The organism is Ascidiaceihabitans donghaensis, assembly GCF_900302465.1.
Taxonomy (GTDB): Bacteria; Pseudomonadota; Alphaproteobacteria; order Rhodobacterales; family Rhodobacteraceae; genus Ascidiaceihabitans; species Ascidiaceihabitans donghaensis.
The window spans coordinates 1,675,682-1,694,651 of sequence record NZ_OMOR01000001.1; the positions used below are offsets into that span (position 1 = coordinate 1,675,682).

Below are 18,970 nucleotides of genomic sequence, written 5' to 3' on the forward strand. Positions count from 1 at the left end.
TCTCAATTGGACTAGTGATTTATTGCAATATGCTGAAAATAAATGATAATTTCAAACGGCTATAAGTCATTTTGATCACCCCGCGCCAACAGCGCAAAGATGTGGTTCACTGGCGCCAAGCTGCCTTCAGGGTGGCGCTACATCTATGTTTCTGGGAGGAAACCACATGAAATTTGTATCTGCTGTGGCTGCGGCCGCGCTTAGCTTTACTGTGTCGGCCGGTGCTGTTGCCGCGGCTTGTGACGACGGTGAAATCGTCATCAAGTTCAGCCACGTCACCAACACGGACAAGCACCCGAAAGGCATCGCTGCGTCCTTGCTGGGACAGCGCGTCAACGACGAGATGAACGGCACGGCCTGCATGGAAGTGTTCCCGAACTCGACGCTTTACAACGACAACCAGGTGCTGGAAGCGATGCTGCAAGGTGACGTGCAACTGGCGGCGCCTTCGCTTTCCAAGTTCGAGCAATTTACCAAGCAATTCCGCATCTTCGATCTGCCATTCATGTTCAACGACATCGCGGCCGTTGACGCTTTCCAAAGCTCTGAAACCGGTCAGGCGATGAAAGAATCCATGGTGCGCCGTGGTCTTTTGGGCCTCGCGTTCTGGCACAATGGCATGAAACAAATGTCGGCCAACGTGCCTTTGGAATCCCCATCCGATGCCAACGGCCTCAAGTTCCGCGTTCAGAACTCTGACGTGTTGAAGGCGCAAATGGCGGCTTTGGGTGGCTCTCCGCAGCCTATGGCCTTTTCTGAAGTGTACGGCGCCTTGCAAACTGGCGTTGTGGACGGTCAGGAAAACACATGGTCCAACATCTACGGCAAAAAGTTCTTTGAGGTTCAGGACGGCGTGACCGAAACCAACCACGGCATCATCGACTATCTGTTGGTGACCAATGTGGATTGGTGGGAAGGTCTGGACGAAGGTGTGCGCACCCAGCTTGGCACGATCATCGAAGAAGTGTCTGTGGCGCGTAACGCTGAATCCACAGCTGTGAACGCATCCAACAAGCAGGCGATCCTGGACGCGGGCGGTGTTGTGCGTGAATTGACCGCAGAGCAGCGCGAAGAATGGGTCACAGTGATGAAGCCTGTATGGGAACAGTTCAAAGGCGATGTTGGCCAAGAGAACATCGACGCGGCCCAAGCGATCAACGCAGCCACAAACTAAGCCTAAGAACCCCGCGCTGGCTGGTCTGGCGCGGGGTTTATTTTGTCTGAAACAGGGGGGAGGCCGATGGCGTCCAATTACAACAAGGCCGAACTGACAGGCGTCGGACGCTGGGTCAATGAATTCGAAGAGACCGCGATTGCGCTGATTTTGGGTGCGATGCTGGTCATTACCTTCATCAACGTCGTGCTGCGCTTTGCATTTAATTCCGGCTTGATCTGGGGGCTGGACGCGGTGGCCAACCTGTTTGCGTGGCTGGTGATCTTTGGCGCAAGCTATGCGATCAAGACCACCTCGCATTTGGGGGTCGATGCGGTCACCAACCTGTTTTCGCCGCCCATCCGCCGCGTGCTCGCGTTGATTGCAGGGGCGTTGTGCGTTCTGTTTGCTGTGCTTTTGATGAAAGGGGCGTGGGATGCTTGGGCCAACTTTGCCAACCTTCCGCAAACCACGGGCCGTTGGTTTCCCACAGGTTTTGAGGAAATGCGCCGCTCGTCCTTTCGCGGATATCTGACAGACAATGGCATTCCCATGGTGGAATGGCTGCGCTGGTTAGAACCTTTAATCAACTACGACGAATCTTACGAAAAATTCCCGATGGTTGTGTTGCGCTTTATTCTGCCCTTTGGCGTGGCGCTGATTTTATTTCGCTTCATTCAGGCCTTTGTGCGCGTGTGGACAGGTGTGTCCACCAGCCTGATCGTCAGCCATGAAGCCGAAGACGACGTCGAAAACGTGCGTCATGTGAACGCAGGAGACTGAACCTATGGACGTTGTACTTCTTTTCTCGATGGTCATCGGGCTGATGCTGATCGGGGTGCCGATTGCGGTGTCCTTGGGCCTATCTTCGACCCTTTTCCTTTTGATCTATTCCGATGCCTCGCTGGCCTCTGTTGCCAATTCGCTGTTTGACGCAATGCGCGAACACTACACGCTGCTGGCCATTCCGTTTTTCATTCTGGCCTCGACCTTCATGTCGACGGGTGGCGTGGCGAAACGTATTATCCGGTTTTCCATTGCCTGCGTGGGGCATTTGCCCGGTGGTTTGGCGATTGCGGGTGTCTTTGCCTGTATGCTTTTTGCCGCTTTGTCGGGATCGTCCCCCGCCACCGTGGTTGCCATCGGCACGATCGTGATCGCGGGCATGCGGCAGGTGGGCTACACCAAGGATTTTGCCGCTGGCGTCATTGCCAATGCGGGCACATTGGGCATCCTGATCCCGCCCTCTATCGTGATGGTGGTTTATGCCTCTGCGGTGGATGTGTCCGTGGGGCGCATGTTCCTGGCCGGTGTCATTCCGGGTCTGATGGCCGGTTTCATGCTGATGACCGCGATTTATGTGGTGGCCAAGCTGCGCAATCTGCCCAAAGGCGACTGGTTGGGGTGGGGTGAGATCCGTGCCTCTGGTCTGGATGCGTCTTGGGGGTTGTTCCTGATTGTCATCATTCTGGGCGGCATCTACGGCGGTATCTTCACGCCCACGGAAGCGGCGGCTGTGGCGGCAGTCTATGCCTTTCTGATTTCGGTCTTTGTGTACCGCGATATGGGGCCGCTGCGCACGAAAGATGATGACGCGCGCAATCTGACTTTGATGCAAAAACCCATTGCGCTGGTCACGGTGTTCTTCCACCGCGACACCCGCGATGCGCTGTTCGAGGCGGGCAAGTTGACGGTCACGTTGCTGTTCATCATCGCCTGTGCCTTGATCCTGAAGCATGTTCTGACTGAAGAGCAGATCCCACAAGCCATTGCGGCCTCCATGCTTGAAGCCGGTTTGGGTCCTGTGGTGTTCCTGATCATCGTGAACGTGATCTTGCTGATCGGTGGCCAGTTTATGGAGCCATCAGGGCTGTTGGTGATCGTGGCCCCATTGGTCTTTCCTATCGCGATCGAGCTGGGCATTGATCCCATTCATCTGGGCATCATCATGGTGGTCAACATGGAGATCGGCATGATCACCCCGCCTGTTGGTCTGAATCTGTTTGTCACTTCTGGTGTGGCTGGGATGCCGATGATGCGGGTTGTGAAGGCAGCGTTGCCCTTTACGGCCGTGTTGTTCGTGTTCCTGATTATGGTCACGTATATTCCGGCGATTTCCACGTGGTTGCCCAATATGATGATGGGGCCGGAGATCATCACCAAATAGGGCAGGCTGCGCCTGCACGCGATGTTTGCCGCCCCCTGCGGGGGCGGTTTTTTGCGAGGCTCTGCCTCGCGCTCCGAAGTATTTCGGGCGAAAGGAAGACTAGGCGGTGTTCAAGGCGTCGATGATTGGACTGAAGTCTGACGCTTGCAGGCTTGCGCCACCCACCAATGCCCCATCGACGTTTTTCGCTTTGAAGATTTCAGCGGCGTTTGATGCTTTGACCGACCCGCCATAAAGCAGAGATATCTGGTTGCCTGTTTCTGTTCCAAAGCGGGCGCATAATTCGCCGCGTATAAAATCATGGACTTGAATAATCTGGTCGAGTGTGGGGACCTTGCCCGTCCCGATAGCCCAGATAGGTTCATAAGCGATCACCACAGTGTCCGCCGTTGCCCCGTTCGGAACTGACCCTGCCAATTGACCTCCGATGATGTCCAGAGTGTTGTCTGCTTCGCGGTCTTCGAGGCTTTCGCCCAGACATACAATCGCTGTCAGTCCCGCGTCTCGCGCTGCTTCAGCTTTGTTGCGCACATCGCGGTTGCGTTCTGCGTAGGCTTCGCGCCGTTCCGAATGCCCTACGATGACGTAAGACGCGCCCGTGTCGGCAATCATGTGGGCTGCGACATCGCCTGTAAATGCACCGCTTTGATCTGTGTGGCAGTCTTGCGCCCCGATGTTTATGGCGCTGTCTTGTGTTAGGTTTGCTGCACGAAACAACAGGGGGGCAGGGGGGCATATCACGATCGCGCAGTCACAAGTGCTGTGTGATTTGGTCAGTGTTTCCAATTCACTAAGGGAGGCACTGGTGCCGTTCATCTTCCAATTGCCTGCTGCGATTTTTTTGGCCATGTGTTTGGGTCCTGCATTTGCGTGATGCTGCGCCTGATAGCATTTGCGCGGCATCGCAGCAATGTCGGGGTTTTCCTTTGTGCTTCGGCACGTTAGTCAGCGGGTGTCAGAAAAAGGATGCGTTCCATGATCCCAAGACTTGATGCACAGCTTATCCGCGCAGGAGACCGTGCAACACTGGCTGCTTTAGGCGAAGCGGCAAGGGGGGTCGGTTTTGCGACCGTTTATAACACCGCCCTGACGCCGTCCCGTGTTGAAGATGTTATTGAGATGTACCGGGCCTTCTTCCATTTGCCTGAAAGCGCCAAACGTGAAATCGATATGGCACGCACCGGTGCCAATCGTGGTTGGGGTGCGCCTGGATCAGAACAAGTCGATTTGGATGCAAACCCGGATTACAAACAGTTTTTCGACAGCGGATATGAGCTGTCCAAGGACGATCCTTTGGCCGCACTTTCCGTCTATGCGCCCAACCAATGGCCTGAAGTTCCAGCCGGCTTCCGCGAGATGGTTCAGGCCTATTATGATGACGCCCGCGATGTGGCGATGGATGTTTTGCGTGGAATAGCTGCGGCCATCGACATGCCCCGCGATTACTTTGACGCGGCCTTCGCCAAACCTATGGTTTTGTTGCGCGGCAACTACTATCCGGAACGCCCCGTGTGGGCGACGGCCAAGGATTTCGGGATTGCCACGCATACCGATTACGGCTGTTTGACGTTGCTGGCCACCGATGGATCACCGGGACTGGAAGTGCGCAAGCGAGGAGGCGGATGGATCGCTGTCGAAGCGCCTCCGGGAGAATTTGTTATCAACTTTGGCGAAATGATGGAATTCTGGACCGCCGGAGACGTAAAAGCCACGCCGCACCGCGTGGTGGGGGGCATGCACGAGCGTATTTCAGTGCCATTGTTCTTTAATCCGACCCATGACACAAATGTGGCCCCTCCGGGGTCAGATCAGGTTATCTCGGCAGGGGACCATCTGGCAAAACGGTTTGAGGAAACTTATGTGCATCTGCAAAAGCAGTAGGCCTGATCACAGGGCTGCAAGGGCCCGCCGTGCCCATGCGCTGGCGTCCTCGGGGTCATCCAGCAAATGTTCCGGCATCGTCCAGTAGGGCATAGAGCTGGCCGCGCCGCCTTTGCGTGTGTAGGTCCAGCGGTCCCACCCTTCTGCGTCGAAGGCTTTGACCATGTCGCCCGCGCCTTTGAGCCGCAATTGGCCCTCCGACATCACCAGCGCGAAGATGACGCCATCTGCATAAATCCCAAGCCCGCCGAACATTTTCCGTGTGGTTAAAGGGCCGACACCTTCAAATAGATCATGAACAAAAGCGATCTGTTCGTCGGACACGGCCATTTTACATGCCTTCGAATTTGATGCTTTCGCCACATCCACAGGCTTCGGTCACGTTGGGGTTTTTGAACTTGAACCCGGATTCCAAAAGGCTGGTTTCATAATCAATTTCAGTGCCGAACAAGAACATTTGTGCCATGGGCGCAATCAAGACGCGGGCCCCGTCCTGTTCAACCACTTCGTCATTGGGGTCTTTGTCGTCGACATAGTCCATTGTGTATTCCATGCCCGCGCAACCGCCTTTTTTGACGCCGATACGCAGGCCCGCGTGGCCGCCGGTTTCCATCAGTTTGGAAATCTGGGACGCTGCTTTTGGTGTGATGGACACGGCTTGTTTTCCGGGGATCGAGAACATTTTTTTGCTCCTGTAGGGGGCACGCCTTGCCTGCGTGGACGTGTGGAATTGCTTACATGAATCCTAATTCAAGGCGGGCCTCGTCAGACATCATGTCCATGCCCCAAGGAGGTTCCCAGACCAAAGACACATCAACGTGTTTGACACCTGGCAATGGCTCTACGGCGTCTGCAACCCAGCCGGGCATTTCGCCTGCGACAGGGCATCCGGGCGCCGTCAATGACATGGTGATTTTCACCGCATTCTCGGCGTCGATATCGATGGTGTAGATCAGACCCAATTCGTAGATGTTTACCGGAATTTCCGGATCATAGACCGAACGGCAACCCTCTACGACGGCCTCGTAAAGCGGGTGGTCGGTAGAAGAGGGCGCAATCAATGGCGCACCTTCAAGCATCTCGTTGTTCTGGTCCATCACGGGTCTCTTTTCACGTTTCCTGAGTGATTATATAGGGATTGCGTGCGCTTGCGTCCAGAGGGGCAATCGATGCTTTGGCAAGTTGCCTGTATGTAGCGTGACTGTAGCGTGACTGTAGCGTGACAGGGATTTTTGCAGTGAATGACAGAGATATTTGCAGCAAACAGTTTTGAAGTGTTTAAAGGCCTTTTTCGATCTGCAAATTTTAACATCTTTTAAAGCTGTTCGATGTTTTTAGCTCTAAAGTTCGGTTTTCGGCCCTAAGCCGCCCTTGCGGCTTCGGTGCCCCACTTCGGATTCCAACTTACAGCAAACACTGTCGAATTTTCCCAAAAACGGACTCAGTTTATGACAGCAAACGAAATCCCATTTTAAGATTTATCCTTTAGCTCAAGTGAAATTCCTATTTTCTAAGGTTTCACGAATGCCTACAGCGTCAGAACTCCCTATTGATACAAATGCCTCTGCAAATGACATGGCGGAATCGATGTTTGGCAATGGAATTTCGATTGTCTCCTCCAGTTATACTGGGGCAACTGGGGCTTCTGGCACTTACTCCAATGGTGATGCGACAGCACCGGGTATTACGCCATCTGACACTGGCGTCATTCTTTCCACAGGAAATGCCACCGACATCACAAACAGCAGCGGCGATGTAAATACATCTGCCGGAACCTCTACAAGCCACGGCACCAGCGGCGATAGCGACCTGGAATCCATTTCCGGCCAAACTACATTTGACGCAGCAGTTTTCGAGGCAGAATTTATTCCCGAAGGTGGCACATTGACAATGCAAATTGTGTTCTCTTCGGAGGAGTACCTTGAGTATGTAGATGCAGGCTTCAACGATGCTGTCGGGATTTGGGTCAATGGCGTTCAGGCCGAATTGACGGTTGGCACCGGTGATATCTCAATTGACAACATCAACGATACCACAAACGAAAATCTATATATCGACAATGCACAGTCGGATGATTCCCATAACACAGAGATGGACGGTTTCACGATAACCCTGACCTTGAAGGCACCAGTTACACCGGGCGTCACGAACACGATAAAAATTGGCATCGCTGACGGTGGAGACGGAAGCTACGATAGCAATTTATTGATTGCCGGGAATTCGGTGCAAACAGCACTCATCGCAGGCGATGATGAAATCTCTGTAAATGTAGGGCAAGATATCAATGTAGATCTGTTGGCGAACGACGAAAGCACTAATAACAGTGAATTAACAATTACTCACATCAACGGGCAGCCAGTGTCAGTCGGTGATTCTGTAACTTTATCTTCCGGCGAAGTTATTGAGTTGACGGCAGATGGTTTTGTTCTCGCGACAGCGAATGACGAAGTCGCTGAAAATGTATTTTCATACACTGTCGAAGACGAAGATGGGAATTCTGATGTTGGATTTGTTACGCTTACAACAACGCCTTGTTTTACTTCTGGTACGCGTATTTTGACGCCGCAAGGCGAGCGGCCTGTGGAGACTCTAAAACCAGGCGATTTGGTAGAAACTATGGACCATGGCCCAAAACCACTTCTATGGGTTGGTAAATCTGAAAGGATTGCTCATGGTAGGGATGCGCCAATTGAAATTGATGAGGGAACACTTGGCGCTAAAACATGTACAGAGGTTTCGCCGCTGCATCGATTGCTAATTCGTGATCCGGATGCAATGGTTTTGTATGGTTCCTATGAAATCTTGGTACAGGCCAGGCATCTGATAAATAATCGGACTATCCGTAGGAAAGATCGGGGAGGGAGAGTTGTCTACTTTCACTTGTTGTTTGATAAGCATGAGATCATTGAAGGGAACGGCATACTCAGCGAGAGTTTCCAGCCCGGTAAACAAACTGAAGCTAGCTTTGATCCATCTTTAAACGACGACCTTAAATGCATCATGAAGCGCAACAACATAGACGTTATGTATTCAGCCCGCCCGAGCCTAAAGAAGCATGAGGCCACCGTTTTGAATTCTCGGAAAACAGAACTGACATCAGCAACCTCGCAAGTTAGGAAAAAGTATTCATTTAACTGAGCGTTTTGACATGCTCGCCGCATTAGGCATTGCTGTAGTACATCGATGTACGCCATACTGAATGCGTGCTAAAAGCCGTCCTTGGAATTTTGTAAAGCCCGCTTAATCCGAATAGCGAACCTCGCAACAATATGCAGCGAAAGTCTCTCTTCCACCCACACAAACATCGACTGATGATGCACTGAAGGATGCTTCTTCGGTATGAGAACTTGAATGCTCTGCCTGACGCCCAACCTTCACGTCTAGCCTGCAAAGCGCATTATGCAGGTGCTGCGGCGGGTGCGCCCACTCCGTGACTGGCAGCATCGAAGCTGTCCAACCCGATCACCTTTCCTACGAAACAGTTAACGGGCTATAGGTTTTTCAAGTCTGTAACTCATTTGAGCAGAGTTTCGCTATAATTTGTCTCCATTTGAATTAAGTCGCCTACTCTAGGTTGAAAAATTGTCGTGTTAAGAAATTGTTAAGGCTATTTTTTCATGACGTCCTGCATCAGTGTTTTAACTTTTGGTATTGAGACCAACATGCACAAATCAGAAATGCTCAACAGAAGCCTGGTTGCCGCCAGCGTCGCAGGCGCGGAGGGCTTTGAAGAAACAAAACGCGCATTCGAAAACATTGCACGCACCTTTTTTGAAGTAGACACGGAGGTGGCTTGCGCAATTGAACCAACTATTCTTGTCACAAATCGCATCTCAGATCGTGTTATTTTCTCATCTGAGTAACCTCCTGTTAACCTTTGCATTCAACTCTGAGTGGGATCGAAATCTACTGTGGAGTAAGCGCAATATGCCAAAGAATGATGTCCACGCTAGCCTGTTAGAAGGTGGTGAGCACTTTAGTACTTCAGCTGAACTGCTTAATCGAAGCCAAATGCGTGCTTATCGCAATTCCGAGCGCCATATCTATGATGCGATACTGGCTGAAATCTTGCCAATGATTGGAGATCGATCAATGCACCACAGAATTGCATGCGGCGGTCGGGGTATTAAATCAACAAAGCCAGTTTGATTGGGAGGTTCGCTATGTCAAAAAATTACTGGATTATAGATGCCTTGCTGCAAATCAGGCCTTTAGTAGAACAATGTGGTGTCCCTGAGGTTGTTCAAGCAGTCGACGATGCTTTGACAAAAATTTCTACGGAGTATGAGAGGCAGCTCTTGGACAAATGGGAGGCAAATGCATTGGAAAGGACTTGATCGATAGCGCACTGAAAACCAAGATGTGAAGTGCGCGGCTCTTTGCCTGCGACCCAAAGCTCACCGTCGGAGTTCAACGCGGTGTGGGCAGTATGTATGAATTGGAGTCTAACTGACCACGCCATTGTACGGTGCGGGATGGATCGCCTTAAGAATACCCATTGATCTGCTCCAGCCTTGTGTTGACGAAGGTCAGTGTGACATCGCCGCTGCCTGCATCCAGTTGCTGTGCGACAACGCGGAATTCATCGAAGGTGTTGGCGGGAACCCCGACCGCATCATCGGCCCAGAGCAGGTTGAACTCGATGTCACGGTTCACATCGCTGGCGTAGAAATACCGGATCCCCATGACGTCCAGGTCTGTCCAGCCACCCGACGGCACTTGCCGTCCCTGCATCTTGAAGTACAGACGGCCGTCTGCTGCTGTCAGAGGCTTGAACAGACCGTTCACGATGGCACTCATGGGGTTTGTGACGCCGGAGGTTGGCACGGCCGGATCGATTGGCACGTAGGGCGCAAACGCGCATTCCATGACGTCCGAGACCGCGTTGTAGCTGCCTTGCACAACGGTCTGTGTGAAGTTGGCTGTGAAGAACCGGCGCGATGTCGCATCGTTGTCGATCATATCGCCGGTGACGGTCAGGTTCTCGACGTCCAGGTGTTCTGTCTTGATCGAGCCTGCAGCGATGCTGCGGGCGGTGACAGAATTGGTGCGCAGTTTGCCGCCGTCGATCAGGGTGGTGCCGCCAGGACTGAACGGGGCAGGGTGCTGCGCGTTCTCGTGCGACTTTGCGATTTGCGGTTGGTGCAGGTAGAGAATGCTGTTGTCGTTCTCTTTGGTGCCCTTTTTAATGATCTGGCAGCCTGCGTATGCGGCCCCTGCAGGCACGACGTCTTTGGTCCAATACTGCGCCCACAGGTTGGGATTGTCGGAGCTGCCAGTGGGACCGTCGATCACTTCTGTGCGCGGCCCGAAGCTCAAGAAGCTGCCGTTCGCATCCAGAAACCGGAAACGGAACTCAAAGTCGCAGCGGTGGGCGGAGGCTTTGAAACTGGCTTCGATCCAATCGCCTTCAGTGACGGGAACGCCATCGATGGTGGTGTCCTCTTGGATTTCGCTGACTTGGATAATGCGGTAGTTGCCATCGCCTGACGCGCCAGTCTGTCTGATCTGGAGCACTGGATAGGCGGTGCCCGCAAAATTTTCACCGGCATTGCGCAGGCTCAGTTCCGTCTCGTCGCCAGATCCGCCTGCATTGCTCAGTCGACGCCAACCGTCGATGCCGCCGGAAAAGTCGGTGTTGGACAACAGGTTCTGCCCGAGGCCAACGGTCAGCCGGTTGGTGGCAAGAGTGCCAGGCGCAATCACGTCACCCAACAGTTCAAGCAATGCACCGCCTGTGCCGTTGGGGTTGGCAAAAGATGTGGCGCGGAACCCTGCGATGCCGCCGCTTGCGGTTTCAACTGTGACGCCGGCATAAGCAGAGGCAAAGCCGCTTAAATCTGCGACGGCCGAGGCGTGTTGCGTGATCGTGGCGCTGACACCGCCAGCCGAGACCTGAAGCTGGTTCAGCAATGTCCCAAACGCGGTCTGTGGGTTGAGCTGAAGGCCTTCGATGTTGTCGATGCTGCCGGCGATGAACCCGAGATCGGTGCCGATGGATGCCTCAAGAGCCGTGACGGCCGCCGCGATCGCAGCGTTGGCCTGTGCACTGGTGTAGAAGTTTTCGTAGATTGCGGCGTTGGTTTGATCCGCCTCAACCGTGAAGCCATCCAGATTTTCCACTGTCGTGTTATCGATCAGAATGGCCGCGTTGCCAGAGGCCCATGTGTTGTAATCCGCAAGATCCGTCACGACAGAATTGTTGGCATCGACCGCGATGAACCAGACTTCAAGGTAAGCGGTGCCCGCTGGCGCTTGCTGGTCGTATGCCACGCGGTACCATGTGGCATTGTCGATCGTGTTGCCGTTGGCTGTGTAGATCAGATGTGCTGCACCATTGGACACGGCGCGGCTGATCTCGGAGCCTTCAGCATCAATGAAGACGAACTCTAGCAAGACGTCTTCTTCACCAACAAAGTGATCGTCCGCAATCGACGCGCTGTTGCCGGGGTTTCCAGATGTGCGCACGGCATAAGAGACCCGCCAGGTCTGCGCACCACCGCCCAGAAAGCGTTTGCCGATCGCCCACCAGCGGCCAGCCGTGAATGCCGTTTGACCAAAGGCCCGCGCACTTGCAAAATTGGCGTCCGGATCGGACATGTCGTCGCCAAAGATTTCAAGGTTGTCGAAGGCGGTTGCATTGAATGCACGCCCCAACCAACCGGGGGGAACGCCTGTTTCGCCGACCTCGCCAAGCTCAAACCCGCCGTTCGCATGCCGTGCATTTGAGATCAACGAGGTGCGCACGCTTGCGATACGCCCCTGCAGAACCGTGTCGAGCTGCGCATTGGCGTCCGTTTGCTGTTGAAACGCATCTGACAGTGATCCGACAAATCCCTCTGTGAGGGCGTCGTGATCAGACTGCAGATCACCTGCATCTTCCAAAGCCTCAATCGCGTTGATGCCCGCTTCATCTGCAGCGGCTTTTGCTTCATCAAGTGCGGTGTTCACATCGTCACCAAGATCACTTCGCCCTGGGCGGATGTCCGGTGTGGTGGCTGCGACCCAAGCGGTCCATGATGTCGGGCGGTTTACGTCCCATTGGGCGCGGGCTTCATAATCTGTGTCGGGCAGGATGCCAGCGGCCAACAGCAGTTCGCCAGCGGTGATGTCTGTCACGTTTCCACGCAGCGCAACGGTTGATGTATCCTTCAAGCGCACTTCCCACATCAACCCCGACACGTCGTCTTGCCCGTCACCAAGCCATGTCAGGTTCAATGCAGGGCGGCGGTTGGTGGGGCCGGCATCAACAACGGCAAATGCCTCAACGTGGAAACCTGCCACGCTTTGTGGCTGGGGCTGTGTGATTGTGACCGGCACATCCAGAACCTGAGTTTCCAAGACAACGTTCCAATCGAAGTCAGCGGGGTCAACTTCACGCATGTTCAGGCGGGGCAGGCCCGTCATCAATGGATTGACGTCTGATCCGACATCAAAAATCTTGCCATCATAACCGTTGCGCTCGGACGTCCATGCAATGGTGTCCAAAGGTTCCACAACGCTTGCGTCGGCCGGCAGGGTCAGGTCGTGGGTGCGCAACCGGCGATCATCGCGCACATAGGCGTCCATGATCCGTTGGACTTGCTGCGGGTAGGGGCAGGCGGACAGGTTCAGATCAGCGACACGTTGTTGGCCGCCGTCTTCCGTTTGAAACGCTACATAGGTGCGTTTGGGTGCTTCGCGCGGCTGCCACAGTGTTGCGGGATCTGGATAGACCGCTTGGATCGCATTGATGGGATCATCGTTTTCGGCGAAGGGTTTGAACTGTTCACTTTCCGTGATCAGGATGTCGTCATCGGTCATGAAGAACACGGGCAGACCAGGACCGCCCAAGCGGATTTTCCAGACGCCACCGCTTTCGACCATCTCGCCACCGGTGGCCGCCATCATCTCTTCCAGAACGGCTGCGGGTTCATCGTCCACAAACACCTCGTAAGATGTCCTGAAGCGCGGCTCGGATGTTTCATCTGCAAGCGTGACGGCTTCGTCAGCCGTGTTCATCGCAGCCCACCAAACGGCCAAAGGCAGATCCGCAGCCGTAGCATTGCCGCCCCAGATCTCGCCGCCGTCCAGATCAATGCCCCGGTGGATGTTGTAGGCTTGCACCGCGACATTGGCAGACGCTTCCCATGTGGCTTTGTCTGCCCACCGATGGGGCCCCGCGCCACCGACGCTGGTGTCTTTGCGCGGATCATACAAAGGGATGCCGCCAAGTTCAAAACGCACACTTGGAAAGCTGGAAAAGACTTCACGTTTAAAGCGGAATGTCAGAACGGCGTAACAGATCCCTGTTCCGATCATATCGGCGGTCCAGGGGCGATCGGGATAGTCGGCGTATTTGTCCAACAGCATCGGGTCGGCGACGGTTTGTGTGCCGTCATAATATCGGACCCAAGCATAATCTGTGAACCGGCCCAGAATGGGTGTGCCATAGTCTTCATGCGCTTCGTTCCCGAACTCTGCCCGTTCTCCTTCAAGGATCAGCCCTTCAAGGGTTTGACCGGGAATATCGCCCAGTTCGATGACAAAGGTCAGATAGGCATTGGGTGTGCCGCCAACGGTGCCATGGCTCATTGGGGGGCATGTCAGCTGCCCCTCGGACGCGTATGTGCCCAGAATGAAGGACGCAGGTGTGACGCCGCCTGATTGCGTCTTTTGCGTCCGGATCCCCGGTGTGCGCACCTTTGGTTTGCCAGCCAGACTTGCGCGGACTGCCGAGATGGCCACGGACAGCAACAGCCGGCCAAAGATCGTTTCTGTTAGGAAAGCGCCCAAGGCACTCCCGGCGACGGCTCCAGAAATCGCGGTTATGGCGGCAGCAACAAATGGCATCTTAAACTCCCAAGATTTCTGTGGCGTTTGTGAGGGGAAGGTGCGCCAGACCGGATGGCGCCAGGACATAGACGTTTGGTCCTTGCACGATGCCCAAAGCGGGCCCATCGGAGCTTGGCATGACGGCGGCATCCCCGACGTTGGCAAAGGCCAAAGGTTTGGTCGGCAGATGTGACTTGGCCAGAGCGATGTGATCTGCAAACCCGTTGTCGCGCAGTAAGCGCATGCCGCCCACTGTGGTCGAATATTGACCGCGGTAAGGTGCTGCAAAATCATGCCCGGTCATCGCCAGCACGCCGCCTGCAACAAACAGGGCGCAATCATTTAAACCCTCTTCAAACGGCGTTCGAGCGGTCTGTTGAAGATAGGCAAGAAGGTGTTTTCGCCAGTCTGGCAAGCGGGTGAAGGTCATCGGTTTGTGCTTTCAAGTGGCGTGGGCGTTGGGCCTGCAACAACAGGTGTCGGGGCCGCTTGTCGGATTTCTCCCCAGACGACTTCGATGGATCCGCTGACGTCTGCATATTGACGGAATGCATCGTTGGGAGACCGCGCCCGCAAAGAGGCATCGGATTTGCGCAAAGCCAACGTCCGGGTCAGTGAGCGGGCGGAATTGACGATGCTGAGCTCGCAGGTTGCTTGTTCGCCGGGCGGCGGCCGCGTGAACTCCAACCCTGCAACGATGCCTTTGTAGACCCGGTGGGGTTCTGCGATCAGCTGCTCTGTTTGTGGGTCGAAGTTGGCGATGTGCATTTGGAATGGCGCATTGCGTGTCTCGTATCCGCGTGTCGCTTCTTGCACTTCAGGTGCGACAGCTGAGAATTCCACCCGCGTGGTGCGCACACTCATGCCGCGCTCGGTGATGATCGGGGGCACCTTCAGGATGGTGCCGGCACCGAAATAGTCGCGGGCTTGTCCGTCGATTGAAAACGTCTCGTGATCCGCGCCGGACCAGAGCCCGATGGTGGCAGGCTCGCCGGTTGCGCGATCCTTGGCTTCGATCCAGATCAGAACCTGAGCGTGGCGTGCGCCGCGCTCTGCCAGATGGGCCAGCAAAATGGGGGAAAAGTCACGCATGGTTTATCTCAATGTTTGTTGGAAGTCGAAGGCGATGCCTTCTGTGGTGAACCGTGATGTGCGGCCTGCCTCGACAGAGCCGGGGCGGATCAAGGCTTTGCAGGCTGCGTTTGCCAAAGTGACTGGCGTTCCGATCTGGGCACCTGGGCGCACAGGCGGTTGGACTTTGAACACGGGCGACAAGCCGTCGTTGTCGGCTTGAACGCTTGATGTGACGACACGGTGCAGGGCGTAGCGCGTCGGGTTCGATCTGTAGGTGAAAGACAGATAATCCCCGCGTGTCAGCACATAGTTCGGACGCAGCCCGGCAAGTGCGATCGTGTTTGCGTCATTTGGCAAGGAGGCCAGCAGAACATTCGCCGTTTGGATGTCGACGCCTTGAGGATCAGACCGGGGGAAGGGGTGTGTGATGTGGCTGGCCATGAAGAATTTGCCAGCACCGCGCATGTCATCGATCAGCACTTGCGCAGACAGTGTTTCCGATCTGGTCAGCCGTCCCAAAGTGACACGGCCATTCCAAAGACGGGTGCCAATGTTTGAAGGCAGGACTTCCCCACCGGCCGTTTCTGCAATCTCGACGACTTCGGGCAGATGGAATTCAATCGCGCTGATTGGCAAGGCTTGCAAAAAGTCGGCAAGGGATGCTGGTGTTACCTCTGGCATCACCCAATCCTCCTTGGTTCGTCTTTGATTGTTGCTACACGGCGCGGAAGCACGTTGCGGTCGTATTCTTTCAGGGCTTGCTCCATTCCAAGCCGCGCCGATTCCGTGATCTCTTGATTGCCGCGTGCACCGCGCAGATCCATGCTGACCTGCATTGCTCCGGCCCCTGACGTGCCGCGCGTCCCAACAACTGATCCATCGACGGCACCGCCAGATGCAAAGGCAGGAATGACGTCGCCTGCGTTGATACGTTCCAGAAGGTGGCGGTTTTTTGCGGTGGCTTCGGCGTTGATCATATATTCGCCGGTGGATCCCCACATGAGCACATCATCAGACTTGCCGCCGCCTTTGCCATAGATCATGCCACCGGTGGCGGCCGCTGGCAGACTGGAGCCGGGAAAGATTGACCCAAAAATGTCGCCAAGTAATCCGCCGCCCGAACTGCCGCCAAAAATGCCACCCAATGGGCCTTCGCCCAACAGCAGGCCTTGCAACGCCATATCCGCGATCTTCGCAGTCAGATCGGTCAAAACATCACCAAAGGATTTACCGCTGGTGACCAGATCTGTGAAGGTGTCATAGGTGATCGTTCTGAAGCTTTCCCATGCTTCACGTTGCTGTTCTGCCGCCAACTGTTCGGCTTCACGCGCTGTGATCAGTTGTTCAATCTGCGCCCGTTCTTCTGCCGTTGCACCCGCCAGCGCGTCGCGGTTGCGTAACATCTCTTGGCGAATGGGGTCGCTTTCGCGCAGGATGGCCAGCTCCTGGTTCAAGCTGTCGATCAGATCCTGTGTGGCCTTGCGTTCTTTTTCCAGCTGAGTGGTCGCAGAATTGCGCCCGCCGCCGCCGCCAGTTTTACGTGGCTTGGGTAGCTTGTAACCGGGGCGGTTTTGCACGGGAACGCCACGCGGCCGTGTCACCTGACCGGCTGTGCCGCTTTCGTTTCTGGGATCAAAGAAGTCTGGATTGTCGCCGGTGGCGGCATCTGCGGCCAACCCACGTTGCAAAGCCAATGCGTTTGCCAATTGGTTTGTGAACGTCACGGCCGCTTGGGTGGCAAGATTGATGTTGCCTGCCATATCCACACCGGCAACGCCATTGGCAGCGTCCCAAGCTGCCAACAGCATGTCACGCAGTGTTTGCGACATGTCCGCTGACAATTCTGTCTCGATAAAGGCGTCTCGCTCTGCCTGGACCCGTGCTTGGGTGGCCTGAACGCTGTTGGCGCCATGACGGGCAACGATTTCGTTTAAGGCCGCTTGGGCTTGCAACGAAACGAGAAGTTCTTGGGCCGACTGCTTTGCGGCATTCGACTGAAGCATCGTTTGCGCATAGTGGCGTTGCGCGGCTTGGCTTTTGTTAGCAGCAATGTCGGCTTCTGTTTGTTCGACGCTTTTGGCAGCCGCACCCAGCAGTTCCATTTGCTGGATGGATAGCGAAAGGTTGCGCCAGAATTCAATCTGTTGCGCTGTCATTTCCCCACTGACATCAACCGTGCTTTTGAACGTCTCTCGCAGTGCCAAGGCTGATTGATACTGAGCATCAAGGCTGGCCGCACCTTCAAGCGTCTTCAGCTCATCCACAAAATCCCGAACAGCGTCACGGTTCGCTTTCCAGACTGTGATATTGCCCTGCAGTTGGGTTTCGATCCCCAACAGATCGCCGGTGTCGCCGATTTCACCTTGAAGATAGCTGGCGTCCAAAACGCTGCTGGCCAAGCCTTGTGTGAGGCTGTCGATGTTCTGCAACGCGTCGATCTTCGCCAAGGCAATCAAGTCGCGGTACGCCTCGGATGTGGCTTCGATCTGCCCCTTGGCACTTTCAAACCGCGCGGAAAAACTGTCGTCCTGGCTGTTGATCAGATCGATGTAGGTTTGGACTTGGCCGGTCGCTTCATCAAGCTTCTCTGTAAACGTGCCGGCACCGTCAGCCGCACTCATGGCGCCAGTGGCCCATTGAAACAATGCGGCACCACCTGCAATCACACCCAAGGTCAACAGGCTGACGGGGCTGACCATGGCCTTCAGTGCTGATCCGAGTGATTTCACGGCACCGGCTGCCCCCATTGGGCCAATCACTTGGGTGATTTGGGTGCCTTGCTGAATGGCCAGTTGCAGCGGGTTCTGGCCCGCAGCCAGCATCACACCGATGTCGTTGAACTGTGCAGTGAGGTTGCCGACCTGACCAGCCGCCACTTGATTGGCCTGACCCAGCACACGCGTGTCTTTGCCTGCGTTGGTTTGTTGGCCGCGCATTTTTTGGATCTCGGTCGAAGCCGCGGCCACCATGCGGCGCAGTTCTGCAACCTGTTTTTCAGTGGCGTTAGTCGCAACGCCCATTTTCTGGGTCGAGCTTTCGGCCTGCGTCGCAGACGTGCTGAAACCCGTCGCGCTGGCCTTGGCGCTGTCCAAAGACCCCGAAAAGCTCTGCACTTCCTTGCGTGCGGCTTCGGCTTCCATCTGGATCCGTCCACTGACAACGAAGTTGCTCACTTCAGTTTCTCCCGCATGGCTTTCAAAGCCGCCAGTTCGATTGTTTGAAGGTCCGCCCAGACTTTGGGTTTGATCTTGATGCCTGCCAGCTTGAGACCCGCTCTGGCTGCGGTGTAATCCAGCGCGATCGGAACGATCCGCCCATCGACTTCAAAGGCCCGCCATTGGCCACAAACGGCTAGAAATGCGTGGAAGGCCGGAATGTGTTCGGCCCAAACAATCAATCTCTCTTGTTCGGGTAGAACGATGCCCCAAGCGTCAGCATCAGTTTCCAGTTCATCTTGTGCATCGCCGCCTTCACCAAGCGCCCACGCCCGGCCGACGGCGGTTAGTTTCCCCGCTTGGCGCCGACCAGCGCAGAGGTGTAAGCAGACACCAAGGCGTTCTGGATGTAGGGCAGATCCATAAGATCAGAGCGCAGGTTTGCGTCACAGATCATGGGGTCCTTGTTTTCGTCGACAAGGTTTTCGAACGTGATCACGATGTGGTCCAGATAGGCCTGAGTGCCTTCAAACGTGCTCAGGTCAAATTCATTGGCTTCGGAATTCGGAACAACGCGAAAACGCGTGCGCAGGATCTTCTTGTCGTGGCCATTGCCCGTGGGCTGCATGACCTCGACATCGGTGGTGAATTCGGGGTTTTTGGTGACTGTGAAAGTGCTCATCTGCGGCTCCTATTCGTCTGTTTTCAGTTCGGGCGCGTGGATGA

Annotated in this window: 17 protein-coding genes; 6 read left to right on the forward strand and 11 right to left on the reverse strand. The window is 55.0% G+C overall.

Annotated elements, in window-relative coordinates:
- Positions 1 to 166 precede the first annotated feature (166 nt).
- From ASD8599_RS08360 to ASD8599_RS08370, 3 genes are all read left to right on the forward strand, one after another.
- Positions 167 to 1,174, forward strand: a complete 1,008-nt coding sequence (locus ASD8599_RS08360; protein WP_108828106.1) for a DctP family TRAP transporter solute-binding subunit — start codon at positions 167 to 169, stop codon at positions 1,172 to 1,174.
- A gap of 66 nt (positions 1,175 to 1,240) precedes the next feature.
- Positions 1,241 to 1,936, forward strand: a complete 696-nt coding sequence (locus tag ASD8599_RS08365; RefSeq protein ID WP_108828107.1) for a TRAP transporter small permease — start codon at positions 1,241 to 1,243, stop codon at positions 1,934 to 1,936.
- A gap of 4 nt (positions 1,937 to 1,940) precedes the next feature.
- Complete coding sequence (locus tag ASD8599_RS08370; RefSeq protein ID WP_108828108.1) at positions 1,941 to 3,320, forward strand: TRAP transporter large permease; 1,380 nt, start codon at positions 1,941 to 1,943, stop codon at positions 3,318 to 3,320.
- Positions 3,321 to 3,419: 99 nt separating this feature from the next.
- Here ASD8599_RS08370 and tpiA read toward each other — a convergent pair whose 3' ends face one another.
- On the reverse strand, positions 3,420 to 4,169 hold the full coding sequence (tpiA, locus tag ASD8599_RS08375) for a triose-phosphate isomerase (protein ID WP_108830076.1): 750 nt from the start codon (positions 4,167 to 4,169) through the stop codon (positions 3,420 to 3,422).
- Positions 4,170 to 4,295: 126 nt separating this feature from the next.
- Here tpiA and ASD8599_RS08380 point away from each other — a divergent pair, with 126 nt between their 5' ends.
- Complete coding sequence (locus tag ASD8599_RS08380) at positions 4,296 to 5,201, forward strand: isopenicillin N synthase family dioxygenase (RefSeq protein ID WP_108828109.1); 906 nt, start codon at positions 4,296 to 4,298, stop codon at positions 5,199 to 5,201.
- Positions 5,202 to 5,207: 6 nt separating this feature from the next.
- On the opposite strand, the gene ASD8599_RS08385 is transcribed toward ASD8599_RS08380, so the two are convergent.
- Genes ASD8599_RS08385 through ASD8599_RS08395 form a run of 3 tightly spaced genes read right to left on the reverse strand, consistent with a single transcriptional unit; the run spans position 5,208 to position 6,298 of the window.
- Positions 5,208 to 5,531 carry a TfoX/Sxy family protein gene (locus ASD8599_RS08385; protein ID WP_181364441.1) on the reverse strand — a complete coding sequence of 108 codons (324 nt, stop codon included), beginning with the start codon at positions 5,529 to 5,531 and terminating at the stop codon, positions 5,208 to 5,210.
- A 1-nt stretch (position 5,532) separates the two neighbouring features.
- Positions 5,533 to 5,883: a HesB/IscA family protein gene (locus tag ASD8599_RS08390; RefSeq protein WP_108828110.1), complete on the reverse strand. Its 351-nt coding sequence runs from the start codon at positions 5,881 to 5,883 to the stop codon at positions 5,533 to 5,535.
- A 52-nt stretch (positions 5,884 to 5,935) separates the two neighbouring features.
- Complete coding sequence (locus ASD8599_RS08395) at positions 5,936 to 6,298, reverse strand: SUF system Fe-S cluster assembly protein (RefSeq protein WP_108828111.1); 363 nt, start codon at positions 6,296 to 6,298, stop codon at positions 5,936 to 5,938.
- A 427-nt stretch (positions 6,299 to 6,725) separates the two neighbouring features.
- Between ASD8599_RS08395 and ASD8599_RS08400 the strand changes: the two genes are divergently transcribed.
- Entirely contained in the window at positions 6,726 to 8,339 is a 1,614-nt protein-coding gene (locus ASD8599_RS08400; protein WP_108828112.1) for a choice-of-anchor L domain-containing protein, read from the forward strand.
- 479 nt (positions 8,340 to 8,818) lie between these two features.
- Complete coding sequence (locus ASD8599_RS08405) at positions 8,819 to 9,064, forward strand: hypothetical protein (RefSeq protein ID WP_108828113.1); 246 nt, start codon at positions 8,819 to 8,821, stop codon at positions 9,062 to 9,064.
- Between the two features lie 622 nt (positions 9,065 to 9,686).
- Here the strand turns inward: ASD8599_RS08405 and ASD8599_RS08410 are convergent.
- The 7 genes from ASD8599_RS08410 to ASD8599_RS08440 form a co-directional block, all read right to left on the reverse strand.
- Positions 9,687 to 14,033, reverse strand: coding sequence for a phage tail protein (locus tag ASD8599_RS08410; protein ID WP_181364442.1), 4,347 nt, complete (start codon positions 14,031 to 14,033; stop codon positions 9,687 to 9,689).
- A 1-nt stretch (position 14,034) separates the two neighbouring features.
- A complete protein-coding gene (locus tag ASD8599_RS08415; RefSeq protein ID WP_108828115.1) occupies positions 14,035 to 14,445 on the reverse strand; it encodes a DUF6950 family protein in 411 nt (136 codons plus the stop codon).
- On the reverse strand, positions 14,442 to 15,107 hold the full coding sequence (locus ASD8599_RS08420) for a hypothetical protein (protein ID WP_108828116.1): 666 nt from the start codon (positions 15,105 to 15,107) through the stop codon (positions 14,442 to 14,444). The genes ASD8599_RS08415 and ASD8599_RS08420 overlap by 4 nt, the downstream gene beginning before the upstream one ends.
- Before the next feature lie 3 nt (positions 15,108 to 15,110).
- Positions 15,111 to 15,770 (reverse strand): hypothetical protein, encoded by a 660-nt coding sequence (locus tag ASD8599_RS08425; RefSeq protein ID WP_108828117.1) that lies wholly within the window; start codon positions 15,768 to 15,770, stop codon positions 15,111 to 15,113.
- Positions 15,770 to 18,262 (reverse strand): phage tail length tape measure family protein, encoded by a 2,493-nt coding sequence (locus ASD8599_RS08430; protein ID WP_146188203.1) that lies wholly within the window; start codon positions 18,260 to 18,262, stop codon positions 15,770 to 15,772. Before ASD8599_RS08430 ends, ASD8599_RS08425 begins: the two co-directional genes overlap by 1 nt.
- A complete protein-coding gene (locus ASD8599_RS08435; protein ID WP_181364443.1) occupies positions 18,259 to 18,486 on the reverse strand; it encodes a DUF1799 domain-containing protein in 228 nt (75 codons plus the stop codon). The genes ASD8599_RS08430 and ASD8599_RS08435 overlap by 4 nt, the downstream gene beginning before the upstream one ends.
- 104 nt (positions 18,487 to 18,590) lie before the next feature.
- Positions 18,591 to 18,926, reverse strand: a complete 336-nt coding sequence (locus ASD8599_RS08440) for a hypothetical protein (RefSeq protein WP_108828119.1) — start codon at positions 18,924 to 18,926, stop codon at positions 18,591 to 18,593.
- Positions 18,927 to 18,970 lie beyond the last annotated feature (44 nt).